Raw genomic sequence first — 21,177 nt, 5'->3', positions numbered from 1 at the left:
GTCCCCGGCCTCGGATCACACGAGACTGACCTCGGTCAGGTGACCGTCAGACGTCGTCGGGGTGGGTGAAGCCGGCCTGAGCCATCTCGAGCGCCTCGCGGCCCTCGTCGGTGGCGTCGAGCTCCCGCAGGTTCTCCACGATCGCCTCGACCTTCAGCAGCTCCTGCGCTGACACCAGGTTCTCGGACATCCTGTGCTCCATCTGTAGTCCAACAAGGGGCGTGTCGACCAGCGGTGCGGCCGATCCCGCGGCGACGAGATCGACGCTAACGGCAGTCGATCTTCTGCCGCTCTGCGCCGACTCGCATCGATGATCCTCGCTGTAGATCAGATGTAGATCGGGTTCTCGTACCATCCAGTCCTGTGGCAGGAAGCAGGAGTGGCAAGACGGTCCGGTTCCGTACGTGGTTCCTCCTCGCGGTGACGGCGCTGATCCTCGGCGCCGGCCTCGACGGGCAACCCCCCGCCCAGAACCACCGCGAACAGGTGATCCTGGCCGATCCACCCGATCCGAACTGGAACAACACCACGTCCGGCGTACCAGGCCCAGGCATGTGAGCCCGGCGGTCTACCGGCGAGCGGCCGCCGAGACCGTGTCCGCGACCCGGGCGGCCTCGGCCTCCTCCGGCAGGCCGAGCGACGCGTACAGGTCCCGGGCCTGGGTGAGCGGGTGCACGGCGTCCGCCGCCCGGCCGTCCGCCGCCAGGACCCGGCCGAGGACGAGCAGGGCGTTCGCCTGGTCCCGTTCGGCGCCCAGTTCCGCGCAGCGCCGCACCGCCTGCCCGGCCTGCGCGAGCGCCTCGCCGGTGCGGCCGAGCGCCAGCAACGAGTCGGCCAGCCGGTAACGGGCCTGCGCCTCCCGCTGGCGGATACCCGCCGTCAGGCACACCTCGGCGCACGCCGTGAAATGCTCGACGGCGGCCTCGTACCGCTCCCGGGCGTGGCCGGTCAGCCCGAGCACGTAGAGCGCGTAGCTGACCCCCGCGTCGTCCCCGATCTCCCGGGCCGAGGCGAGGGCGGCCACGCACCCGGCGAGCGCCGCGTCCGGGTCGCCGCCACGCAGCCGGGCCAGCGCCGCGTTCACCTCGCTCGCCACCTGGCCGGACCGCTGGCCGAGGTCCCGGGCGAGCGCGGCCGCCCGGCCGAAACAGGACACTGCCAGCGGATAGTCGTGCCGGAGCTGGGCGACCAGGCCGAGGTCGTTCAGCGCCTGGCGCAGGATCACCGGATCGTCACCGGTCGACGAGGCGGCCACAGCCCTGCGTGCGTACCTCTCGACCTCGTCCGGCCTTCCCCGACGCATCGCGATGGTGCTGCACACGAAGTACGCGCGGCCGAGGATCCGCTGATGGCCGGGGGTGCCGGGCGCGGGTTCCCGCATCCGGAGCGCGGCTTCGGCCAGCGCCGGGGCGATCGAGGCCAGCCGGTCACGGCGCAGATCGTCGGCGAACGGGCCGACCGCGATCAGGAGATCGACCGCGAGCCGCACCACATCGGAGCTGCCGAGGTCGCCGGCCTTCGCGCATGCCGTGACAACGATGTCACCCGACAGCGCGGCCCACTCCCGCGCGGAGCGCAGGTCGGCGAGATGCATCCCTGGCACACCCGGCAGGTCCGGGCCGAACACGTCGCGCGCGGAGTCCCCCGGCACGGCGAGCACGAAGGCGCGGCGGGCCGTAGCAAGCAGCAGCGAGAGCAGCCGGACCAGCGCCGCCCGCTCTGCGTCCGGGTCACCCTCCCGCCCCAGGGCGAAGGAGTGTAAAAGCGCATGGATGCGGAAACGACCCGGATACTGCTCGGCCAGCATCGCCGCGTCGACCAGGCCCTCCATCCGCAGCTCCGCGTCGTGGGGCGCCAGATCCAGCACGGCCGCCGCCTCCGGCAGGCCGAACTCGGCGCCGGCGACCGCCGCGAGCAGGACAAAGTCCTGCGCCTGCCGTCTCGGTAGCTGGCGGTAGCCGAGCTCGAACACGGCGCCGACGGCGAGCGAGCCGGTCCGTAACTGGTCGATCCGGTGCCGTCCGTCCGCCAGCCGCTCGGCCATGGACTGCAGCGTCCGCTGTGGACGTGAGGCGAGCCGGGAAGCAACGATCCGCACGGCCAGGGGCAGCCCGCCGCAGGCGTTCAGAAGCGCGACGGCATCGTCCGGCTCGGCCGCCACCCGTTGCTCGCCGATCCGGCGACGGAGCAGGGTAAGCGCGTCCTCGGCGTCGAACGGCTCCAGCGTGAGCTGCGCGGACAGCGGCAGTTCGTCCAGGCGCGACCGGCTGGTGATCAGGACGGCGCACCGCGGCGTACCGGGCAGCACATCCCGGATCTGGTCGGCGGTGGCGACGTCGTCCAGCAGAACGAGAAGGCGGCGGGTGTCGACCAGGGAGCGCAGCAGACCCCGTCGCTGGAAGGGGCTGTCCGGGATCTGCTCGCCCGGCGCCCCGAGGGCCGCCAGCAGCACCCCGAGCAGGTCGGCGCCGGTCATCGGCCGGCCCGAGCCGTCCGGTTCGCTCAGATCGACGTACAGCTGACCGTCCGGATAGTGCTCACGCACCCGGTGTGCCAGGTGCACCGCGAGGCTGGTCTTGCCGACGCCGCTCATGCCGATGATCGCCAGGACCGCGGGCGACGTACGGTCCGCCACCGTGAGCACCGCCTCCAACGCCGCCGTCTGCTCGGCACGACCGACGAAGTCCGGCAGGTCCGGCGGCAGTTGCGCGGGTACCGGCAGCCACTGGCCGGCATGCTCGCGTGGCGTGCCCGGCGGCAGGACCTGCCCATCCGGCCGGGGCGCGGCCGGAAGCAGGCTGACGTCACCGCGAAGGATGCGCTCGTGAGTGCCGGTCAGCTCCGCCCCCGGCTCGACGCCGTGCGTCTCGACCAACAGACGACGGGCGTCGTGGAAGACCTCCAGGGCGTCCACCTGCCGGCCCATGCCGTACAGGGCCCGCATCAGCAGCACGTAGGGGCGCTCACGCACCGGGTGCTCCGCGACGACCTCGATCAGCCGGAGCTGCGCCTCCTGGTGGTGGCCGAGGCGGAGGGCTGTCTCGGCGTACTGCTCGGTCAAGGCGGCCCGCAGTTCGGTCAGACGGTTGCGGCTGCGCTCCGCGAACGGGCCGGGCACCCCGGCGAGCGGCTCACCCGCCCACAACGCGAGCGCATCGGCCAGCGACTGCCGGGCGACGTGCAACTCCTCCGCCGCGAGGGCGCTGCGGGCCTCCGCGGCGAGATGCTCCGCTTTGGAGACGTCCACCGCCAGCGGATCGACCGCCAGCCGGTATCCGTCCCCCTCAAAGACCAGGACGTCTTGGGTCGCGCCCGCTCTGGCGAGCAGCCCGCGCAACCGCCACGCGTACGTGCGGACCGTGGCCGCGGCCGTCGCCGGCAACTCCGTGCCCCACAGGGCGTCGACCAGCCGGGCCATGGACACGGCCTGATCGGGCACCAGCGCGAGCGTGGCCAGCATGGCCTGCTGCTTGGGTGGCCCCACGTCCACCAGCGCACCGTCCCGCCGCCGCACCCGTACCGGCCCGAGAAGCAGGAACCCGACGCCCTTGTCGTCTGACATCCCTCAGCATTCCGTTCTCCCCCGGGTCGTGCCGATGCCCAGGAGCAGCGTCGACGGCGGACAAGTGTGCGTGCTTCCTGTCAGGGTGAACCACGGTGTCCATGGGGGTCGTCACCCTGCGGTAGACACCTGCTCCAGCTCTCGCGGGGGGACGGGACCTAGCATGCGGGCAGAACCGGTCGGCGGCCGTCAGCGACCGCGTCGATCCCAGCCTGCTGCAATTGATGTCCCCCTGGCCGGACAACCCGGCTGTGTGTACACATGGCCTTCGACGTGCTGGCGTCCAACCCGATCGGGCACGCGCTGTTCCACGGCTGGGCACACTCGCACAACCTCATGCACATCGTATTCACCGACCCAGTAGCCCGCACGTTTTACCAGACCGGCCCGAAACCGGCCACCGAGTTGTGCGCGACCTTGAAACGCGGCCTCACCGGACCACTCGCCCGGCTGCTGCTGGCCGGCACCCTGCCCGGCATCGTCGTCGGCGCCTGCATCCGCGTCTTCGCCATCCCCGGACCCCGCGTCTTCCGGCTCGTGGTGGCCCTCGTGCTGCTCCCGCTAGGGCTCTGGCTCCTGGCCCGCGCCGCGCGAGGCGGTGCCGCTGAGCGGCCACCATTGCCATGGCGCACCGTCCTTGCCCTCGGCGCCGCCGTCGGGACGCTCGGCGGCGTCTACGGCATCGGCGGCGGTTCGCTGCTCGGCCCGATCCTCGCCGGCCGCGGCACCCCGATGACCATGATCGCGCCTGCCGCCTTGGCCTGCACCTTCGTCACCTCGACGGTCGGCGCCGCAACCTACGGCGTGCTCGCTCTGACCACCAGCGGCGACATCGCACCGCACTGGACTCTCGGCGTGCTCTGCGGCGCCGGCGGCCTGATCGGCGGCTACCTCGGCGCCCACCTCCAACGGCGAATACCCGAACGAGCCCTGCGGATCCTGCTCGGCGGCCTCGCCACCACCCTCGCCTGCCTCTACCTCGTCCAGGCAGCACCCCTGCCGTAGGGCGGCTCCGGCGAAGACGGCGGCGGGGACGGCGGCGGGGACGGCCTGGCGGCGACGGTACGAGATCTGACCGTATGGGAGATGGCCTCCTGCCGTGCTCAGGTCGCGTCCGCGCCCTGCCTGCTCTCGCCTTGGGGTGCCGCGACCGGCTTCTTGTCCTCGATCCGCGTTCCTGCCGGGGCGGGGGAGACCGGGATGGTCGTCGTGCGGCGGCGGTTGCGGACCGCGCCGAGGAGCAGGTCGATGGCCAGGAAGGCGACCAGTGAGACGCCGAGGACCGGCAGGAAGTAGCCGATCGCGAGGATGACCGGGACGCCGGCGATGATGGCCCAGGCGGGCAGCTGCTGCCAGGCGCCGGGGCCGACCGGCGGGGCGCCGACGATCGCCCGGGTGCCGTTGCGGGTGGGGCGGCGCTGCCACCACATGCGGTAGCCCCAGATGATGACCGTGATCAGGCCGATCGCGAGGGCGGCGAGCAGGAGCTGGTTGGGCAGGCCGAAGAGGTCGCCCATGTGGGCGTAGATGCCGATCTGGGTCAGCTTGGCCATGACCGGCCAGTCCGCGTAGTCGATGCGGTCGGTGACCTGGCCGGTGGCGCCGTCGACCGCGATGCCGTCGCGGTCCATGGGCCAGAGGGCGCCCATCTCGGTGATGTTCCAGGCGGTCTGGTTGTCGGCCGGGACGGTGATGGCGGGGCTGCCGGTGATGCCGTTGGCCTCGGCGACCTGCCAGACCTCGTCGATCTGGGTGAGGTCGGCCGGGGTGCCCTCGGCGGGTGCGGCGCCACCGCCGTGGTGCCCGCCACCGGTAGCGGCCGGTGTCGCGCCGGCGAGCTCGGTGCTGACGGCCGGGCGGCTGCCGTGCAGGGCGTCGACGGCGTTGCCGAAGTTGACCCCGGCGTAGTCAGACCAGGTCAAGCCGGTGGCCGACAGAAACAGCAGACCGATCGACAGCCACAGGCCGGTGGAGGCGTGGAAGCTGCGGGTGCGCCGTACCCCGCGCCCGGCCTTGAGGTCGGGACGCAGCATCCGCTTGCCCCGCTGCCTGCGGAACCACAGGATGACGCCGCCCAGGGCGATGACCCACAGCCAGCTCGCGGCGAGCTCGGAGTAGAAGAAGCCGACGGTCCCGAGGTTGAGGTTGGTGTGCAGGTCGTCGAACCAGGTCCGCAGCGGGGATGAGCCCCACCAGGTGGTGAGCTGTCCGGTGACCTGGGCGTTGTAGGGGTTCACGTACACCGTGTGGGCGTGTTCCTCGTCGAGCTCGGGTGAGGTGAAGTCGATCTGGGTGGTCTTCTCGCCACCTCCTGGGCGGATCGCCGTGATCGCGCCCTCGGGATGGGTGGCCCGGGCCGCCGTGAGCTGCTCGGACAGTGGCTTGACCGTGCCGCCGGGAGAAGAGACCACGAACTCGTCGGCGTAGTAGGCCCGTTCCATCTGCGGGGTGAACGCGTACGCCAGACCGGTCAGCGCGGCGACCAGGAGGAACGGGGCGACCAGGATGCCGGCGTAGAAGTGCACGCGCAGCAGTAACGGTCCGATGCTCTTCGCGGACTTGGCGGACCGGGCACGGGCGGCCGGCGGGGCGTCGGTGGGCGGCGCTTCGGCGGACATGGAAACTCCTCGATCCGATGCTGAGACGGCGTGACCGATCTATCGGTCGCCACCGGCGACGGATTAGTTCCCGGGAAGTTCTCAGACTCGCGGCCGGAACCAGGACGGAGGGCGGAGCGACTATCCGAGCATGAAGACCGATCCGCGGCCGCCGTTGCGCCTGGTCGGCCCGGACGAGCGGGCACCGCGACGGCTCGACACCGCACGCTGGGGGCTGGCTGCTCGCCACGCTCACCGTCGCCGACCTGATGGCGGGACGGGTCGGCGTTGCCCGCCTCGCCACCCGTGGCCTGCTGCTGCTCGGCTGTCTGCTGGTCGTCCACCTCAACCGCCGACGGCCGGCCGAAAAGCCGGCCGGGCCGGGAACTTCCCCGGCACCGGGCGCGACCAACGAGGGCCAGACCTTCCGGGAGAACGGATCACATGCGTACCGATGAGCTCGCGCGCGATCAGGTCAGATCGACCTCACCCCGTCCGATGGTGACGTCATGACGACGCGGCGTGGGTTGCTCGCCGGAGGCGCCGTCGCGGGCCTCGGCGCGGCTGGCGCGCTGAGTGCGCCGGCGGCGGCCGCCAACCCCGACGACACGGGTACGGCCATGGTGCCGTTCTTCGGGCCGAGGCAGGCCGGGGTCACCCAGGACCCGCCGGCGCACGCCTCGTTCGTCGCGCTGACGCTCGCCGCGGGCACCGACCGGCGCGGGCTGGGCCGGATGATGCGACTGCTCACCGACGACGCGGCGCGGCTGACCCAGGGCATGCCCGCGCTGGGCGACACCGACGCGCAGCTGGCCGTGCTGCCCGCCCGGCTGACCGTCACGTTCGGGTTCGGGCCTGGTCTCTACGCGCGGGCCGGCGTGAAGTCGCCGGTCGCCGACCTGCCCGCCTTCACCATCGACCGGCTGGAGAAGCGGTGGTCCGGCGGTGACCTGCTGCTGCAGATCTGCGCCGACGATCCGCTGACCGTGGCACACGCCCAGCGGATGCTGATCAAGGACGCCCGCCCGTTCGGCGCGGTGCGCTGGGTGCAGACCGGGTTCCGGCGCAGCCCCGGCGTGCAGGCACCCGAGCACACCCAGCGCAACGTGCTCGGCCAGCTCGACGGCACCGCCAACCCGCGCGGCGCGGTGATGGACACGGCGGTGTGGAACCCGGACGGGTCGACGACCGCCGTGGTGCGGCGGATCCGGGCGGAGATCGAGAAGTGGGACCTGCTGTCGGTCACCGACAAGGAGCTGTCGGTGGGCCGCAAGATGGACTCCGGTGCGCCGCTGAGCGGGACGGGTGAGCACGACGAGCCCGACTTCACGGCCCTGGACGCGTCGGGGCTGCCGGCGATGCCCGACTTCGCGCACGTCACCCGCGCGCACGTCGTGGACCCGGAGCTGAAGATCCTGCGCCGGCCGTACAACTACGACGGCGCGCCGAACGCCTTGGGCCAGCCGGACGCCGGCCTGATCTTCGCCGCCTTCCAGCGTGACGTCGTCAAGCAGTACATCCCGATCCAGAAGCGCCTCGCCGACAAGGATCTGCTCAACGAATGGATCACGCCGATCGGCTCGTCCGTCTTCGCCGTCCCGCCCGGCTGCGCGCAGGGCGGCTGGATCGGCGAGCAGGTGCTGGCGTGAGGAAGGCAGGTGCTGGCGTGAGGAAGGCAGGTGCTGGCGTGAGGAAGGCAGGTGCTGGCGTGAGGAAGGCTCTGCTCGCCCTGGCCGCGATGCTCGTGGTGCTGCTGCCCGGCACCCCGGCGTGGGCGCACGCCACCCTGGTGTCGGCGGACCCGGTCAAGGACGCCACGCTGACCAAGGCGCCCGCCTCGGTGACGCTCGTGTTCAGCGAGAAATTGAACCCGGACTTCACCACGATCGCGATCAGTGACGCCGGCCGGCGGCGCGTCGCTGCGGCCGAGCCGTCCGTCGACGGCGACATCGGCTCGGTGACGCTGAGCGAGCCGCTGGGCAACGGCGGCTACACGGTCGCCTACCGTGTGGTGTCCGTCGACGGGCACACCGTTCAGGGGTCGTACACCTTCACTCTCGCCGACCCGACGCTGCCGCAGCCCGCTGCGGCGACCTCGGCTGTCGCGGCCCCGCCGCCGGTCGGCGAAGGCAGCGGCGGCGGGATTCCGGCGCCGGTGCTGATCGGGCTGCTCGGCCTGGGAGCGGCCCTCGCGGTGGTCGCTGTGGTCCTGTGGCTGACCGGGCGCAGGCGGGCGGCCGGCCGAGATCGAGCCGCTGCCGCGGGTTGAGCCGTCGGCCGGGTCGATCCGCCGTTCACGGCTCGATGCGGGCTCGAGGGGTGCCGAAGGTGCGCCGGTAGCGGTCCGGGCTCGTCTGGAGGTCGCGCTGGAAGTGGGCGCGCAGGGCGGTCACCGAGCCGTGGCCGCTGCGCTCGGCGACGGCGGGCATGGGCAGGTCGGTGGTCTCGAGCAGCTGACGGGCCAGGTGCAGCCGCTGCTCGTGCAGCCAGCCGGTCGGCGTGGTGCCGGTCTGCTCCCGGAAGCGGCGGGTCAGCGTGCGAACGCTCAGATTGGCGTGGCGGGCGATGTCGGCAACCGTGACTGGTGAGGCCGCGTGCTCGGCGAGCCAGGCCAGCGTCGGGGCGAGCGATCCGTCGGTGCCGGCCGGCGCGTGGTCGATGAACTGGGCCTGCCCGCCTTCGCGGCTGGGCGCCATGACCACGACACGGGCGGTCCGGCCGGCGACCGCGGCGCCGTGGTCGCGCCGGACCAGGTGCAGGCAGAGGTCGAGGCCGGCCGCGACCCCGGCGGAGGTGAACACCCGGCCGTCGCCGGTGAACAGCGACGACGCGTCGACCTCGACGTCCGGATAGCGCCGCCCGAGCTCATCGGCGGCAGCCCAGTGGGTGGTGGCGCGGTGGCCGTCGAGCAGCCCGGCCTGGGCGAGCACGAACGCGCCGGTGCAGATCGACACCGTCCGGGCGCCCCGCGCGGCTGCCGTCCGCAGGACCTCCAGCACCGCGTCCGGGGCGTGGCGGGGGATGGCGATGCCGGGGACCACGATCGTGTCGGCGTCGACGGCGTCCTCCAGTTCGTACGGCGACTGGATCTGGTAGTAGGTGTTGCCCGACGCGCCGGCGCTGACGGCGGGGCGGACGCCGCACACCCGGACCTCATAGGGGTAGCCGCCACCGGTGAGCCGGGTGCTGCCGAAGACCTGGCACGGGATCGCGAGGTCGAATCCGACGACGCCGTCGAGGGCGAGGACCGCGACGACGTGCGGCTCACCGGACACGGCCGCTCCTCAGGGGCCGGGTGGTGACCCGCAGCAGGCCGTCGTCCGCCTTGTCGACGATCGCGGCCACCTCGAACACATCACGGACCAGATCGCCGGTGAGCACAGTGGACGGTGATCCGTCCGCGACGATCCTCCCCTCCTGCAGGACCACGACCGTGTCGGCGTAGCGGGCGGCCAGGTCGAGGCCGTGCAGGGCGGCGACCACGGTCACCCCGAGCCCGCGCACGAGCTCCAGGATCTCCAGCTGATGGCGTACATCCAAATGGTTTGTCGGCTCGTCGAGCACGAGCATCCGGGGCTGCTGGGCGAGTGCGCGGGCCAGCAGCACGCGCTGCCGCTCGCCGCCGGAGAGCTCGCCGACGCGGCGGGTGGCGAAGCGGGTGAGGCCGGTCTGCTCCAGGGCCTGGCCCACCACGTCGTGGTCCTTGCGGGAGAGCCGGTCCAGGCCTTTCAGATGCGGGGTACGCCCCATCGTCACGGTTTCGGTGACGGTGAACTCGAAGCCGGAGTGGTGCTCCTGCGCCAGCACTCCGGTGCGCCGGGCCGCCCACGCCGCCGGCATCGCCCAGATGTCCGTGCCGTCGACCAGCACCCGCCCGGAGTCGGGACGCCGCGCGCGGTAGACCGTGCGGAGCAGAGTGGACTTGCCGCTGCCGTTCGGGCCGAGCAGCGCCGTGAAACCGCCGTCCGGGACGGTCATCGACACCTGGCCGAGCACCGTCGTCCCGCCGAGGGCGACCGAGACCCGCTCCACGTTCAGGGTCACGGCGATCCCTCCGCGGCCAGGCCTCGGGCGTGCATCACGAGCAGGAAGAACGGCACTCCGATGAACGCGGTGAGGATGCCGATGGGCAGTTCGGTCGGCGTGATGAGCATGCGGGCGGCGACGTCCGCCCACACCAGGAACAGTGCGCCGAGCAACGCCGTCACGGGCAGCATCCGGCGGTGGTCGGCGCCGACCAGCATCCGGGCCAGGTGCGCGACGATCAGCCCGACGAAACCGATCCCGCCGGACACCGCCACCACCGTACCGACCAGCAGCGTCGTCACGAGCAGCAGTTCCAGCCGCAGCCGGCTGGCGTTGACGCCCAGCCCGGCCGAGGCCTCGTCGCCGAGCACGAGTACGTTGAGCCGCCGGGCTCGCAGGAGCAGCCAGAAACACCCGGCGACCACGACCGCGGACGGCGCGCCGAGCACGCTCCAGTTGGCGCCCGACAATGCTCCGAGCAGCCAGAAGATGATCTGCTGCTGCGCCGACGAGTTCTCCGCGCGGGCCAGCATGAACGACGTCACCCCGCCGAGCAGGTGCCCGCAGGTCACCCCGACCAGGATCAGCCGCAACGGCAGCAGCCGGCCCCGGTGCCGGGCCAGCAACAGCACCACGGCCATCGCCGCGGCGGCCCCGGCGAAAGCCGCCACCGGCAGCGTCATCGCGCCGAGCGCACTCACACCGGTGGTGATCACCGCGACGGCCCCGACCGACGCGCCGGAGGAGAGGCCGAGCAGGTACGGGTCGGCGACCGGGTTGCGGACCACGCTCTGCACTACCGCCCCGGCCAGCGCCAGCCCGGCGCCGACCACCGCGCCGAGCAACACCCGCGGGAACCGCAGCCGCCACACGATCAGGTCGGCGTTCGCCGCGGTGTCGCCGCCACCACCGAGATGGTGCAGCAGAATCGAGGTCACCTCGCCGGCCGCGATCCGCACCGGTCCGATGCCGGTCGCCACCACCACCGACACCACGACGGCCGCGCCCAGCACGCCGAGAATCATGGGGTACGGCACGGTAGCCGCCTCGAGACTCCGGCGGACCCGGACGGCTGCGACGCTCACGGATGCAGCCCGGCCGCGACCTGCTCGAGCGCGTCGACGTTGAGCGGGCTGGGGAACTGCGTCAGGTACTGAGACACGGACAGCACCCGGCCGCTCCTGACGGCGGAGGTGTTGGCCAGCAACGGGTTGGCGCGGATGGAATCCACCAGCGCCTGGCCTTTGAGCTTGGCGAAGCTGTAGTCGGTGACCACCACGATGATTTGCGGGTCGCGTTCGACGATCTTCTCCGGCGACACCTGCACGCGGGTGCCGGTGACGTCGGCGAACACGTTCTGCCCACCGGCCGCGGTGACCACGGCGCTGGGGATGGTCGACGGGCTGGATGTCGGCACGGGCTGCCCCGCCACCGGATTGTCCGGCAGGATCAGCACCGTGGGCTTCGGCCCGGCGCCGGCCTTCGCGGTCACCGCCTGCTCCCGTGTCTTCAGTTCGGCGACGAGTTGCTCGGCGCGAGTCTCGACCCGGAACACCTTGCCGATCCGCAGCAGGAAGTCGTAGGTAGGCGCGAGTGTGGTCAGCGGCCCGCCTGGGACGCAGGCGGCGAGCCCTTTCGCGTCCATAGTGGACAGGTCGGACTCCTTCGGGCTGCCCGGCGCACCGCCGAAGGTGGACGCCGAGGTGAGCACCAGGTCGGGCCGCTGCGCCGCGACCAGTTCGGTGGTGGGCATCGAGTCGGCCGTCAGCACGGTCAGCCGGGCCAGCTCGGCCTTGATCGGGCCCTTCTCGACCGAGAACGGCTTGGTGAAGCCTACGGCGGTGATCCGGTCGCCCAGCCCGAGGCGGACCATCGACTGCGCGGCGTAGCCGTCGAGCACGACCACCCGCCGCGGAGCCTGCGGGAATGTCACGTTCTTACCCGCGCAGTCGGTCACGGTGACGCCCGCTTCGGACGCGGCAGGCGCGGTGCCGCCGCACCCGGTCAGGGCCAGTAGCAGCATCGCGGCGCCGAGTCCGCGCTTCACGACTGCCACACCTCGCCCTGCCGCTCGTACTCCAGGCCCTCTGCCACCCGCGTCGCGACCTCCGCGCCGCAGAACCGCTCCAGCAGCCACAACGCCAGGTCGATGCCGGACGTGATCCCGGCGGACGTGACGACATCGCCGTCGTCGACGACCCGCGCGTCCACCGGCTTCCCACCGGCCCGCGCCAGCGCCTCGACCGCGCGGTGATGCGTCGTGCACGGCCGGCCGGCGAGCACGCCGGCCGCCGCCAGCAGCATCGCTCCGGTGCAGACCGACGACAGGACCAGATCCGGGCGTACGGCCTGCCGCAGCGCCGCCGCGATCCGCCCGGAGTCGAGTTCCGCCGCCACGCCCGCGCCCGTCGACCCGAACCCGCCGCCGGGCACGAACACGACGTCGGCCCGCTCCGGCGCCCACGCCTCGACCGGCGCCAGCCGCAACCCGCCGATCGTGGTCACCGGCGCCGCCGGATCCAGCGCCACCAGCCGCACCGTGACGTCCGTCCCGATCCGCCGGGCCATCGACCAGGTCCCGAACGGGCCGGTCACATCCAGGTCGTCCACACCGTCGAAGACCACCACGTCGATCCGCACCACACCTCCAGGCCTGCCACCGGACGCCGCTGAGGCCCGGTGCGCTGATCAAGTCCACCGTCCGCGCCGATCCGGGAAAAGCGGCCGGTGAGCCAACCTGCGCCCGCTTCACGCCACGCCGTCAGGCGCAAACCGTCTCGTCGTGTGAGTCGTCCTGGCGCGTCATCCGGTTCCCGGCCGGTTCGGTGTCGCCACATCAGGGAGCTTTCTCCGAAAGCCGAATGCCCAGGGAACTCCGGCGGATCGGATCACGACCAACACCCCGTAGACCCCACGAAGGAATGGACCACATGCGTACAAACAAGCTCGTGACGATCACCCTGGCCGTGGCCTTGACCGGTTTCGGCCTGGCCGGCTGCGGCGACAGCACCGACGCGGCGGGCGGCACGCCGTCGACCACGCCGTCGGCGGCCGCGGAGGCCCAGGTGCTGACCGTCAAGGACCCCTGGGTCAAAGCCTCCGGAGCCGGGGTCATGACCGCCGCGTTCGGCATCCTGGTCAACGACACCGACGCCGACGTCACCGTGACGGGCGCGGAGTCGCCGGCCTCGCCGATGGAACTGCACGAGATGACCATGAAGGACGGCAAGATGATCATGCGGCCCAAGGAGGGCGGCTTCGTCATCAAGGCCAAGAGCACCCACGAGCTCGGTCCCGGTGGTGACCACCTGATGCTGATGAAGCCGGCCGCCGCGATCGAGGCGGGCGACGAGGTGTCGTTCTCGCTCAAGCTGTCCGGCGGCAGGACCGTGGACTTCAAGGCCATCGCCAAGCCGTTCGCGGGCGCGGGGGAGAGCTACGACCCGAGCATGCAGATGCCCCCGTCGGGCATGCCGATGTCACCGATGGCCCGGTAGAACGGTGGTCCGTGCGCCGCACTCCCGTCTTCTGCGCACGGCGCTGGCCGCGGGCATCATCGTGACACTCGGCGCCTGTTCCGGGACGAAGGTGCCGGATGCACCGGTGGCCCCGGCCGGCGCGACCGCCGGGCCACGGACGACGTATCCGCTGACGATCGACAACTGCGGACGCAAGGTCACCTTCGCTCAGGCACCCCGCCGGGTCGTGCTGCTCAACGGGGCCTCCGTGGCCGAGGTCGAGTCGATGATCGCGCTCGGTGACGGTCGAGTCGTCGTTCGATCTGCTGACCCAGCTCGGAATGATCTTCGACGTCCAGGGCCGGGCGGCGCGGATCGTGCAGGAGACGCGCTCAGCTCTGGCCGCGCTCCCCGCACCGGCGGGAGAGCGCAAGCGAGTGCTGGCCGCCTACCCGAGCATGGGGTCCGCGATGGGCCTCGAGGTGCCGGCGGTGTTCGGCGGCGGGATCTTCGACGACATCATCACGCGGGCCGGCGGCGTCAACGCGTTCGGCGGCCTCAGCGACCAGCAGCTCGGCGCGATCAACGTCGAGGCCTTGGCCGCGGCGAACGTGGACGTGCTGGTGATCGGGCTCTACCAGCCGGACGACGATGCCAAGAAGTTCGCCGGGCAGTTGTTCGCGCAGTTCCCGCAGTGGCCGGCGTCGAGGACGAAGACGTACACCTCGGTGTCCGACAGCTTGTATCTCGGGCCGCTGAACGCGGTCGCGGTCGCGGTCAAGCGGATCAGCGATGGCGTCCGCGCCGCCGGCTGAACGGGTCCGGCGGATCGGCCCGGCGGCGGCCCGCGCCCACCTCGTGCCCGATCGCGGTTCTCGCGCTGACCTTCGCGCCCGCGGTGATCGCCGGGCTGGGGATCGACGTCAACCGGTTGCGGCTCGGGCTGCTCGCCGCGGCGTCGCTGCTGACCGCGACGATCGTCAGCGTCGCCGGGGGGATCGGCTTCGTCGGGCTGCTGGTGCCACACGCGGTCCGGCTGCTCGACGAGCCGACCAACCACCTGGACATCGGCGCGCAGCTGGAGCTGCTCGACCTGGTCCGCGAACTCGGACTCACCACGGTGGCCGCTCTGCACGAGCTCGACCACGCGGTGGCGTACTGCGACGCCGTCGCACTGCTGGATCAGGGCCGGGTCGTCGCAGCGGGCGAACCGGTCGCCGTGCTCACCCTGGAACGCCTGGCCGACGTCTTCGGCGTACGCGCGGCAGTGACCACCCATCCCCTCACCGGCCGGCCGCACCTGGTGTTCGCGACGGCCGCGCATCAGTTTCGAAAGGAGCACTCACGATGAGCACTCAGCGCGTCCCCGACGCCCGGCTCACCGCACCGCACCGCCGTGACCATGTCCGTCTGCAACGGCCTCCGGCACCGACCTCGCCCTGCGCATGGTCGAGCGCTACTTCGGGCGAGCCGTCGCACACCGGACCGCCACCTACCTCGAATACCAGGGCCCCGGCTGGATGCACCCCGACAGCAACGGGCGGTTCGCCGAGCACGCGGGGAGTTCACCGGGAGAGCCGGTGTGCCCGGTCTGCGGGATGCCGGTATCGCCCGAAACTCTGCTCGGACTCCAGCACGATGGAAGCACCTGGCAGTTCTGCAGCCGGTGGTGCCGGGCGCAATTCGAAGCCGCGCCGGAACGATTCAGCGGCGCGGTTCACTGACTCGCCGAGCTCACCCGGCGGCCGCCTCGGGAGCCACCAACGCGATGAGTTCGTCGCGGGCGCGGGCCACCCGGGAGCGGATCGTCCCGACCGGGCAGCCGCACACCTCGGCCGCCTCCGCGTAGGACAGGCCGAGCACCTGGGTCGCCACGAACGCCTCACGTCGGTCGGCCGGCAGCCGGGCCAGCAGGTCCTCCAGAGCGACGTGTTCGTCGAAGCGGGTCTGCCCGTGCTGATGGACGCCTTCCGCGGCGGCCGCCCAGTCGGGCACCGCGGCCGTCGGCGGCCGGCGGTAGGCCTGCCTGAGGTGATCGGCGGCGACCCGGCGGGCGATGGCGAACAGCCAGGTGCGCACCGAGGAGCGGCCGGCGAAGGAGGGAAGGGCGCCGAACGCCCGCAGATAGGTCTCCTGGACGAGGTCGTCCGCGTCGTGCAGGCCGGACAGCGTCACCAGGAAACGACGCACGGAGCGCTGGGTGGCCCGGATGAGCGCGGTGGAGGCGTCCCGGTCGCCACGGCCGGCGGAGAACGCGAGGGCGAGCAGTTCCGGCTCGTCCATCGGGGGCGGCTCCTTCACGTCGGCGGGTGCGGCGACCCGGCGTACCGAAGTGGTCGGTGCGCCGTGGCGAGAAGTTCCAGGCCGGTGCCCGGGAACTTTTCCGGCCCTGCCGGCGACAACTGACTGGACGTACCGATCAGAGAGGTTTGCTGATGAACCGCACCCTGCTCCGCCGCGCCGGGGTCGTGACCGCTGTCGCCGCCGACTCCGAGGCCTCGGCGCCGACCGCCCCGGCTGCCGATACCGAGGCGTCGCCTGAGTCCGAGGACAGCGGCGGCACCAGCGTGTGGGGCATCGCCGGCACCGTCCTCGGCGTGGCGGCCCTGGTCCTGGCGCTACTCGCCTACCGGCGAGCCAACCAGCCGAGCGCCTGAGCGGATCAGTGATCCCCGCCGCCGTTCGCGGCCGGCTCCGTCGGGGCACGGCGGCGGCCGAGCAGGGACGACAGCAAGGCGGCGACGGCGATCACCAGCGCCGCGATCGCGATCACCAGCGGTGTCTTCGACGGCGCGGGCTCGCGGATGTCCTGAGCCGCCGCGGACGGCGTAGTCGGCTGGACGCCGGGCGCCAGCGGCTGACCATGCTCGTCGAGACCCTCACCGCCGGCCGTCAGGTTGAGCACCACGGCCGGCGCCTCGGGTTCCGGCTGGCCGTCGACGGGTTCGTCGATCCAGCGGACCAGCTCGCCGTCGTCGTACGTCTGCAATGCCTTGAAGACCACCCGGTCGGCGGCCGGCAGCGGGCCGACCGAGACGCCGAACTCCTGATAGTCGGTGCCGCCGACCCCGTCCGCCGCGGTTTTCGCTATCCAGGTGACCGACAGGACGCCCTGGGTGAGGGTCTTGCCGTTGACGGTGACCGGCTTGGGTAGCGCGCCGCGGGCGACCTGGGCGGTCCAGCCGACGGTCTGGCGCACGGTGGTGCCGATGATCGGGTTGTCGGTGGGGAAGAACAGCTGAACCTTCGTGGTCTTGGCGTCCGAGCGTTCGTTGGGCACGCGGAACGTCAGCACCGCGAATCCGCCCTGGCCGGCTTCGGTGGGGCTGACGGAGACGTGCGCGGACGCGGCCCCCGCGGGAATGACGGCCGTCGCCAGCACGACCCCGGCCATCACCGCGGCGGATGTGCGTAGCCACCAGGTGCGCATGTGTCTCCTCGTCGACGCGGATGATCTCTGTCCGGTCTATGGTCGTTCAGCGAGGGCGCCGGGTTCCCGGCAACGGCGTTCCAGACGACAGGGAACTGATCCTGCTCGGGCGACGACTACTTCGTGAAACGGCCTCGTCGCTCGAGGCTTCTGGTGAGGGAAGGGTGTCATGCAGATCGCGATCGTCCTCTACCCCGGATTCACCTCCCTGGATGTCATCGGCCCCTACGAGGTGCTGGGCCGCCTCCCGGACACCGAGGTCGTCTTCGTCGCCGAGCATCCCGGTGCCGTCCGCAACGATCTGAACAGCCTGTCGATCAACGTCGCGGCGACTCTCGACGACGTGCCGAGCCCCGACGTCGTCCTCATCGGAGGCGGCCCGGGCCAGGCGGAGCAGATGTCCGACGGCCCCCTGCACCGATGGTTGCGAACCGTCGACCGGACGAGCACCTGGACGACCTCGGCATGCACCGGGTCCTTGATCCTCGCTGCCGCCGGAGTCCTCGACGGACGGCGGGCGACCACTCACTGGGGTGCGCTCGACCAGCTGGCGGCCTTCGGTGTGACGCCGGCGAAGGACCGGGTCGTCATCGACGGTCACTACGCGACCGCGGCGGGCGTGTCGGCGGGCATCGACATGGCTTTGACCCTGGCGGGCCTGATCGCGGGCGACGAAACGGCACAGGCCGTACAGCTCATCATCGAGTACGCGCCGGAGCCGCCGTACAGCGCGGGCTCTCCGGACTCCGCGCCGGCGGCCGTCATGGAGAGGGTGATGAACTGGCCGTGGTGACGCCACCGGGTTTGCTTCACCGGCGCCACGATCCACTGCCACACGTTTCGTCGGCCCATGCAAGGTCGCGGTGCGGGGGCGACGGCGGCGGGGCCGGCCGACGCGGCCATCAGGGCCAGGTTCTTCGGTCGTGAGAGCGTGGCGTGCAGTCCGCGATGTCGCTGGTCCCGGTCGGTCCTCCGGCCGGCCGGGACCAGCGACACCAGCGGTTCAGGCCAGGTCGTAGCGGTCCAGGTTCATCACCTTGACCCAGGCGGCGACGAAGTCGTCGACGAACTTGGCCTTGGCGTCGTCGCCGGCGTAGACCTCGGCCAAGGCTCGCAGCTCCGCATTGGACCCGAAGATCAGGTCGGTCCGGCTTCCGGTCCAGATGAGCGACCCGGTCGCGTCGCGTGCCTCGAACAGGTTCATGTCCTCGGTGACCGGCCTCCACGTGGTGTCCAGATCGAGCAGGTTGACGAAGAAGTCGTTGGTGAGATGGCCGGGAGTCTTGGTGAGGACGCCTACCGTCGACTGCTTGTAGTTGGCGTCGAGCACGCGCAGACCGCCGAGCAGCACCGTCATCTCCGGCGCGGTCAGGGTCAGCTGATTGGCCCGGTCGACCAGCAGGAACTCAGCCGGCAAGCGGTGCCCCTTGCCGAGGTAGTTGCGGTACCCGTCGACGGCCGGCTCGAGCGCGGCGAACGACTCGGCGTCGGTCTGGTCCTGGCCGGCGTCCGTACGGCCCGGGGTGAACGGCACCGTGATCGGGTGACCGCCGGCCGCCGCGGCTCGTTCGATCGCCGCCGCGCCGGCCAGCACGATCAGGTCGGCGAGCGAGATCCTCTTGTCGCCGGACTGCGCCGCGTTGAACGCTTGCTGAACGTCCTCCAGGACGGTCAGCACACGAGCCAGCCGATCCGGTTCGTTGACCTCCCACGAGTTCTGCGGCACGAGCCGGAGCCGGGCACCGTTGGCGCCGCCGCGCTTGTCGCCGCCCCGGAAGGTCGACGCCGACGCCCACGCCGTGGCGACCAGCTGCGGCACGGTGAGGCCGGAGGACAGGACCGTCTCCTTGAGGCTCGCGATGTCGGCGGCGGTGACCAGTTCATGGTCGACGACCGGCACCGGGTCCTGCCAGATCAGCCGCTCGGCGGGCACCTCGGGACCAAGGTAACGCTGGATCGGGCCCATGTCGCGGTGGGTCAGCTTGAACCAGGCCCGGGCGAACGCATCGGCGAACGCCGCGGGGTCGGCCAGGAAGCGCCGCGAGATCTGCTCGTACACCGGATCGACCCGCAGCGCCAGGTCGGTGGTCAGCATGGTGGGTTTTCGCGGGCTCGACGGGTCGAACGGGTCGGGAATGATCTGTCCGGCGTCCTTTGCGACCCACTGGTGCGCGCCGGCCGGGCTCTTCGACAGCTCCCACTCGTACCTGAACAGAATCTCGAAGAAGCTGTTGCTCCACCGCGTCGGCGTCGTGGTCCAGGTGACCTCCAGTCCGCTGGTGATCGCGTCCGGGCCCTTGCCGGTGCCGAAGTCACTCGCCCAGCCGAGGCCCTGCTGATGGATCGGAGCTGCCTCCGGTTCGGCGCCCACATGGTGTGCGGGACCGGCGCCATGAGTCTTGCCGAAGGTGTGACCGCCGGCGATCAGCGCCACGGTTTCCTCATCGTTCATCGCCATCCGGCCGAACGTCTCCCGGATGTCGCGGGCCGATGCCATCGGGTCCGGGTCGCCGTTGGGGCCCTCCGGATTGACATAGATCAGGCCCATCTGGACGGCGGCCAGTGGCTTTTCGAGATCCCGGTCGCCGGTGTACCGCTCGTCACCCAGCCAGCTGGTTTCGGGACCCCAGTAGACGTCCTCGTCAGGCTCCCACACATCGGGCCGGCCGCCGGCGAACCCGAATGTCGTCAATCCCATCGACTCCAGCGCGACGTTGCCGGCCAGGATCATCAGATCGGCCCACGACAGACCCTGGCCATATTTCTTCTTCACCGGCCACAGCAACCGGCGTGCCTTGTCCAAGTTCGCGTTGTCCGGCCAGCTGTTCAATGGCGCGAACCGCTGCTGACCGGCGCCCGCGCCGCCGCGGCCGTCGCTGATCCGGTACGTGCCCGCGCTGTGCCATGCCATCCGGATCATGAACGGGCCGTAGTGCCCGTAGTCGGCCGGCCACCAGTCCTGCGACGAGGTGAGCAGGTCGGCGATGTCCCGCTTGACCGCTGCCAGATCCACCGCCTCGAACGCCTTCGCGTAGTCGAACGAGGCGCCCAGCGGATTGGTTTCCGCCGGATTCTTCGCCAGGATCCGCAGGTTCAGCCGATCCGGCCACCAGCTGCGGTTCCCGCCGCCCTGGGTCGGATGCACCGCACGGCCATGTGCCACCGGACAGGCCGGCGCGGCGCCGGTGGCCTCGTCATGATCGATCGCCTGGTGTTCGCTGGGCGTCGCGGGCGTCGCGGGCGTCGCGCCCTGCGCCGCGTCGTGAACCACGGCGTCGTGATTGTCGGACATCAGTTCCCCTCATCGTTGGTGGACGACCGGCGTTCGTCAGGGGTGTGCCGGCGCGGCCGGCGCCCGGTGATCGTGCGGAACGGGATCCGGCTCCGGCTCCGACACCGCCTGGCCCCGGTCGTCGGTATTGAGAGCGAGGAAGATCGCCGCCGCCGCCGCCCCGCCGATGATCTCGGCCACCAGGTGCACCCAGATGGCCGACCAGGAGAAAAGGCCCATGGCCGCGCCGCCGAGGGCAACCGCGGGATTGAAGGCACCGCCGGAAATGGCGCCCACGGTGAACGCGCCGGCCATGACGGTCCCGCCGATCGCCAAGCCGTAGAAGGAGTTGTCGGGGTGGCTGCGACTGGTGGCAACGTTGAGCACCACGTACGCCAGCGCGAAGGTGAACAAAGCCTCGACGGCGAGTGCCATGCCGATCTCCCGACCCGTGAACGACAGTGCGGCCGGTCTCGGTCCGGTGACGACCAGCCGGGTCGTGCCGGCGGCCAGCAGCGCGCCGGCGGCCTGGCTGACCACGTATCCGCCGGCGGCGGCGCGGTCGATCCGGCCGCGGAGCAGTACGGCCAAGGTCACGGCCGGGTTGAAGTGCGCACCGGAGACATGACCGCCCGCATACACCATCACCATGAGAACCCCGCCGATCGCCAGCGGCGCCAGCGTGTTCATAGTGGTCACCGCTATGCCGACGGTCAGTACGAGAAAGAACGTGCCAACGAACTCAGCCGCGTATCTACGCACAGGTGTCCTCCTTTTGGCAGAACAGGATTCAGGCAGATTCGACCCGTCGCCGGCGGGAACCGGAACTCGGA

22 protein-coding genes and 1 pseudogene are annotated in these 21,177 nt (G+C 71.5%); 11 read left to right on the top strand and 12 right to left on the bottom strand.

The genetic code is table 11. The annotated features are described in order from the left end of the window. Positions 1 to 46 precede the first annotated feature (46 nt). On the bottom strand, positions 47 to 190 hold the full coding sequence (locus QSK31_RS41665) for a hypothetical protein (RefSeq protein ID WP_285690414.1): 144 nt from the start codon (positions 188 to 190) through the stop codon (positions 47 to 49). A gap of 173 nt (positions 191 to 363) precedes the next feature. Between QSK31_RS41665 and QSK31_RS41660 the strand changes: the two genes are divergently transcribed. After that, on the top strand, positions 364 to 558 hold the full coding sequence (locus QSK31_RS41660) for a hypothetical protein (protein ID WP_285690412.1): 195 nt from the start codon (positions 364 to 366) through the stop codon (positions 556 to 558). A 10-nt stretch (positions 559 to 568) separates the two neighbouring features. On the opposite strand, the gene QSK31_RS41655 is transcribed toward QSK31_RS41660, so the two are convergent. Then, a complete protein-coding gene (locus tag QSK31_RS41655; RefSeq protein WP_285690410.1) occupies positions 569 to 3,562 on the bottom strand; it encodes an AfsR/SARP family transcriptional regulator in 2,994 nt (997 codons plus the stop codon). Between the two features lie 261 nt (positions 3,563 to 3,823). Here QSK31_RS41655 and QSK31_RS41650 point away from each other — a divergent pair, with 261 nt between their 5' ends. Continuing rightward, positions 3,824 to 4,567, top strand: coding sequence for a TSUP family transporter (locus QSK31_RS41650; RefSeq protein ID WP_285690408.1), 744 nt, complete (start codon positions 3,824 to 3,826; stop codon positions 4,565 to 4,567). Positions 4,568 to 4,665: 98 nt separating this feature from the next. On the opposite strand, the gene QSK31_RS41645 is transcribed toward QSK31_RS41650, so the two are convergent. Beyond that, positions 4,666 to 6,180 carry a PepSY-associated TM helix domain-containing protein gene (locus QSK31_RS41645; RefSeq protein ID WP_285690406.1) on the bottom strand — a complete coding sequence of 505 codons (1,515 nt, stop codon included), beginning with the start codon at positions 6,178 to 6,180 and terminating at the stop codon, positions 4,666 to 4,668. Positions 6,181 to 6,428: 248 nt separating this feature from the next. Here QSK31_RS41645 and QSK31_RS41640 point away from each other — a divergent pair, with 248 nt between their 5' ends. Genes QSK31_RS41640 through QSK31_RS41630 form a run of 3 tightly spaced genes read left to right on the top strand, consistent with a single transcriptional unit; the run spans position 6,429 to position 8,428 of the window. Then, a complete protein-coding gene (locus QSK31_RS41640; protein ID WP_285690405.1) occupies positions 6,429 to 6,617 on the top strand; it encodes a hypothetical protein in 189 nt (62 codons plus the stop codon). Positions 6,618 to 6,668: 51 nt separating this feature from the next. After that, on the top strand, positions 6,669 to 7,808 hold the full coding sequence (locus QSK31_RS41635) for a Dyp-type peroxidase (protein WP_285690403.1): 1,140 nt from the start codon (positions 6,669 to 6,671) through the stop codon (positions 7,806 to 7,808). Between the two features lie 59 nt (positions 7,809 to 7,867). Then, a complete protein-coding gene (locus QSK31_RS41630; protein WP_502873102.1) occupies positions 7,868 to 8,428 on the top strand; it encodes a copper resistance CopC family protein in 561 nt (186 codons plus the stop codon). 25 nt (positions 8,429 to 8,453) lie between these two features. On the opposite strand, the gene QSK31_RS41625 is transcribed toward QSK31_RS41630, so the two are convergent. The 5 genes from QSK31_RS41625 to QSK31_RS41605 are packed head-to-tail and all read right to left on the bottom strand — an operon-like array spanning position 8,454 to position 12,825. Continuing rightward, positions 8,454 to 9,434, bottom strand: a complete 981-nt coding sequence (locus QSK31_RS41625; RefSeq protein ID WP_285690400.1) for a GlxA family transcriptional regulator — start codon at positions 9,432 to 9,434, stop codon at positions 8,454 to 8,456. Next, positions 9,424 to 10,203 carry an ABC transporter ATP-binding protein gene (locus tag QSK31_RS41620; RefSeq protein WP_285690398.1) on the bottom strand — a complete coding sequence of 260 codons (780 nt, stop codon included), beginning with the start codon at positions 10,201 to 10,203 and terminating at the stop codon, positions 9,424 to 9,426. Before QSK31_RS41620 ends, QSK31_RS41625 begins: the two co-directional genes overlap by 11 nt. Beyond that, positions 10,200 to 11,270, bottom strand: a complete 1,071-nt coding sequence (locus QSK31_RS41615) for a FecCD family ABC transporter permease (protein ID WP_285690396.1) — start codon at positions 11,268 to 11,270, stop codon at positions 10,200 to 10,202. Before QSK31_RS41615 ends, QSK31_RS41620 begins: the two co-directional genes overlap by 4 nt. Continuing rightward, on the bottom strand, positions 11,267 to 12,232 hold the full coding sequence (locus tag QSK31_RS41610; protein WP_285690395.1) for an ABC transporter substrate-binding protein: 966 nt from the start codon (positions 12,230 to 12,232) through the stop codon (positions 11,267 to 11,269). Before QSK31_RS41610 ends, QSK31_RS41615 begins: the two co-directional genes overlap by 4 nt. Then, entirely contained in the window at positions 12,229 to 12,825 is a 597-nt protein-coding gene (locus tag QSK31_RS41605; RefSeq protein WP_285690394.1) for a DJ-1/PfpI family protein, read from the bottom strand. The genes QSK31_RS41610 and QSK31_RS41605 overlap by 4 nt, the downstream gene beginning before the upstream one ends. 290 nt (positions 12,826 to 13,115) lie before the next feature. Here QSK31_RS41605 and QSK31_RS41600 point away from each other — a divergent pair, with 290 nt between their 5' ends. The 4 genes from QSK31_RS41600 (at position 13,116) to QSK31_RS48980 (ending at position 15,367) form a co-directional block, all read left to right on the top strand. Further along, positions 13,116 to 13,682, top strand: a complete 567-nt coding sequence (locus QSK31_RS41600; RefSeq protein WP_285690393.1) for a copper chaperone PCu(A)C — start codon at positions 13,116 to 13,118, stop codon at positions 13,680 to 13,682. A 260-nt stretch (positions 13,683 to 13,942) separates the two neighbouring features. Next, positions 13,943 to 14,458 carry an ABC transporter substrate-binding protein gene (locus tag QSK31_RS41595; RefSeq protein WP_285690392.1) on the top strand — a complete coding sequence of 172 codons (516 nt, stop codon included), beginning with the start codon at positions 13,943 to 13,945 and terminating at the stop codon, positions 14,456 to 14,458. A gap of 83 nt (positions 14,459 to 14,541) precedes the next feature. Next, positions 14,542 to 14,994, top strand: coding sequence for an iron chelate uptake ABC transporter family permease subunit (locus QSK31_RS41590; RefSeq protein ID WP_285690390.1), 453 nt, complete (start codon positions 14,542 to 14,544; stop codon positions 14,992 to 14,994). 94 nt (positions 14,995 to 15,088) lie between these two features. Next, the gene (locus QSK31_RS48980) at positions 15,089 to 15,367 is read left to right on the top strand and encodes a YHS domain-containing protein (protein WP_352244548.1); all 279 of its coding nucleotides are present in this window, start codon (positions 15,089 to 15,091) and stop codon (positions 15,365 to 15,367) included. Positions 15,368 to 15,377: 10 nt separating this feature from the next. Here QSK31_RS48980 and QSK31_RS41585 read toward each other — a convergent pair whose 3' ends face one another. Beyond that, positions 15,378 to 15,926 (bottom strand): sigma-70 family RNA polymerase sigma factor, encoded by a 549-nt coding sequence (locus tag QSK31_RS41585; protein WP_285690389.1) that lies wholly within the window; start codon positions 15,924 to 15,926, stop codon positions 15,378 to 15,380. 152 nt (positions 15,927 to 16,078) lie between these two features. Between QSK31_RS41585 and QSK31_RS41580 the strand changes: the two genes are divergently transcribed. Continuing rightward, positions 16,079 to 16,300, top strand: a complete 222-nt coding sequence (locus QSK31_RS41580) for a hypothetical protein (protein ID WP_285690388.1) — start codon at positions 16,079 to 16,081, stop codon at positions 16,298 to 16,300. Positions 16,301 to 16,305: 5 nt separating this feature from the next. Here the strand turns inward: QSK31_RS41580 and QSK31_RS41575 are convergent, their stop codons facing one another. Next, positions 16,306 to 17,073 (bottom strand): YcnI family copper-binding membrane protein, encoded by a 768-nt coding sequence (locus QSK31_RS41575; protein WP_285690387.1) that lies wholly within the window; start codon positions 17,071 to 17,073, stop codon positions 16,306 to 16,308. Between the two features lie 169 nt (positions 17,074 to 17,242). Between QSK31_RS41575 and QSK31_RS41570 the strand changes: the two genes are divergently transcribed. Then, positions 17,243 to 17,866, top strand: a complete 624-nt coding sequence (locus QSK31_RS41570) for a DJ-1/PfpI family protein (protein ID WP_285690386.1) — start codon at positions 17,243 to 17,245, stop codon at positions 17,864 to 17,866. Between the two features lie 210 nt (positions 17,867 to 18,076). On the opposite strand, the gene katG is transcribed toward QSK31_RS41570, so the two are convergent. Further along, entirely contained in the window at positions 18,077 to 20,365 is a 2,289-nt protein-coding gene (gene katG / locus QSK31_RS41565; protein ID WP_285690385.1) for a catalase/peroxidase HPI, read from the bottom strand. A gap of 114 nt (positions 20,366 to 20,479) precedes the next feature. After that, positions 20,480 to 21,106 (bottom strand): annotated as a pseudogene (locus QSK31_RS41560) (aquaporin); the annotation flags it as partial. Between the last annotated feature and the right edge of the window lie 71 nt (positions 21,107 to 21,177).

The organism is Actinoplanes sp. NBRC 103695 (assembly GCF_030269485.1).
Classification (GTDB): domain Bacteria; phylum Actinomycetota; class Actinomycetes; order Mycobacteriales; family Micromonosporaceae; genus Actinoplanes.
This window is presented reverse-complemented; position numbering and strand designations above follow the sequence as displayed.

Coding starts and splice junctions, on each gene's coding strand:
- QSK31_RS41585 (WP_285690389.1), bottom strand. CDS start 15,926: ATGGACGAGCCGGAACTGCTCGCCCTCGCGTTCTCCGCCGGCCGTGGC.
- QSK31_RS41650 (WP_285690408.1), top strand. CDS start 3,824: ATGGCCTTCGACGTGCTGGCGTCCAACCCGATCGGGCACGCGCTGTTC.
- QSK31_RS41655 (WP_285690410.1), bottom strand. CDS start 3,562: ATGTCAGACGACAAGGGCGTCGGGTTCCTGCTTCTCGGGCCGGTACGG.
- QSK31_RS41580 (WP_285690388.1), top strand. CDS start 16,079: ATGAACCGCACCCTGCTCCGCCGCGCCGGGGTCGTGACCGCTGTCGCC.
- QSK31_RS41600 (WP_285690393.1), top strand. CDS start 13,116: ATGCGTACAAACAAGCTCGTGACGATCACCCTGGCCGTGGCCTTGACC.
- QSK31_RS41645 (WP_285690406.1), bottom strand. CDS start 6,180: ATGTCCGCCGAAGCGCCGCCCACCGACGCCCCGCCGGCCGCCCGTGCC.
- QSK31_RS41575 (WP_285690387.1), bottom strand. CDS start 17,073: ATGCGCACCTGGTGGCTACGCACATCCGCCGCGGTGATGGCCGGGGTC.
- QSK31_RS41570 (WP_285690386.1), top strand. CDS start 17,243: ATGCAGATCGCGATCGTCCTCTACCCCGGATTCACCTCCCTGGATGTC.
- QSK31_RS41665 (WP_285690414.1), bottom strand. CDS start 190: ATGTCCGAGAACCTGGTGTCAGCGCAGGAGCTGCTGAAGGTCGAGGCG.
- QSK31_RS41635 (WP_285690403.1), top strand. CDS start 6,669: ATGACGACGCGGCGTGGGTTGCTCGCCGGAGGCGCCGTCGCGGGCCTC.
- QSK31_RS48980 (WP_352244548.1), top strand. CDS start 15,089: ATGGTCGAGCGCTACTTCGGGCGAGCCGTCGCACACCGGACCGCCACC.
- QSK31_RS41640 (WP_285690405.1), top strand. CDS start 6,429: ATGGCGGGACGGGTCGGCGTTGCCCGCCTCGCCACCCGTGGCCTGCTG.
- katG (WP_285690385.1), bottom strand. CDS start 20,365: ATGTCCGACAATCACGACGCCGTGGTTCACGACGCGGCGCAGGGCGCG.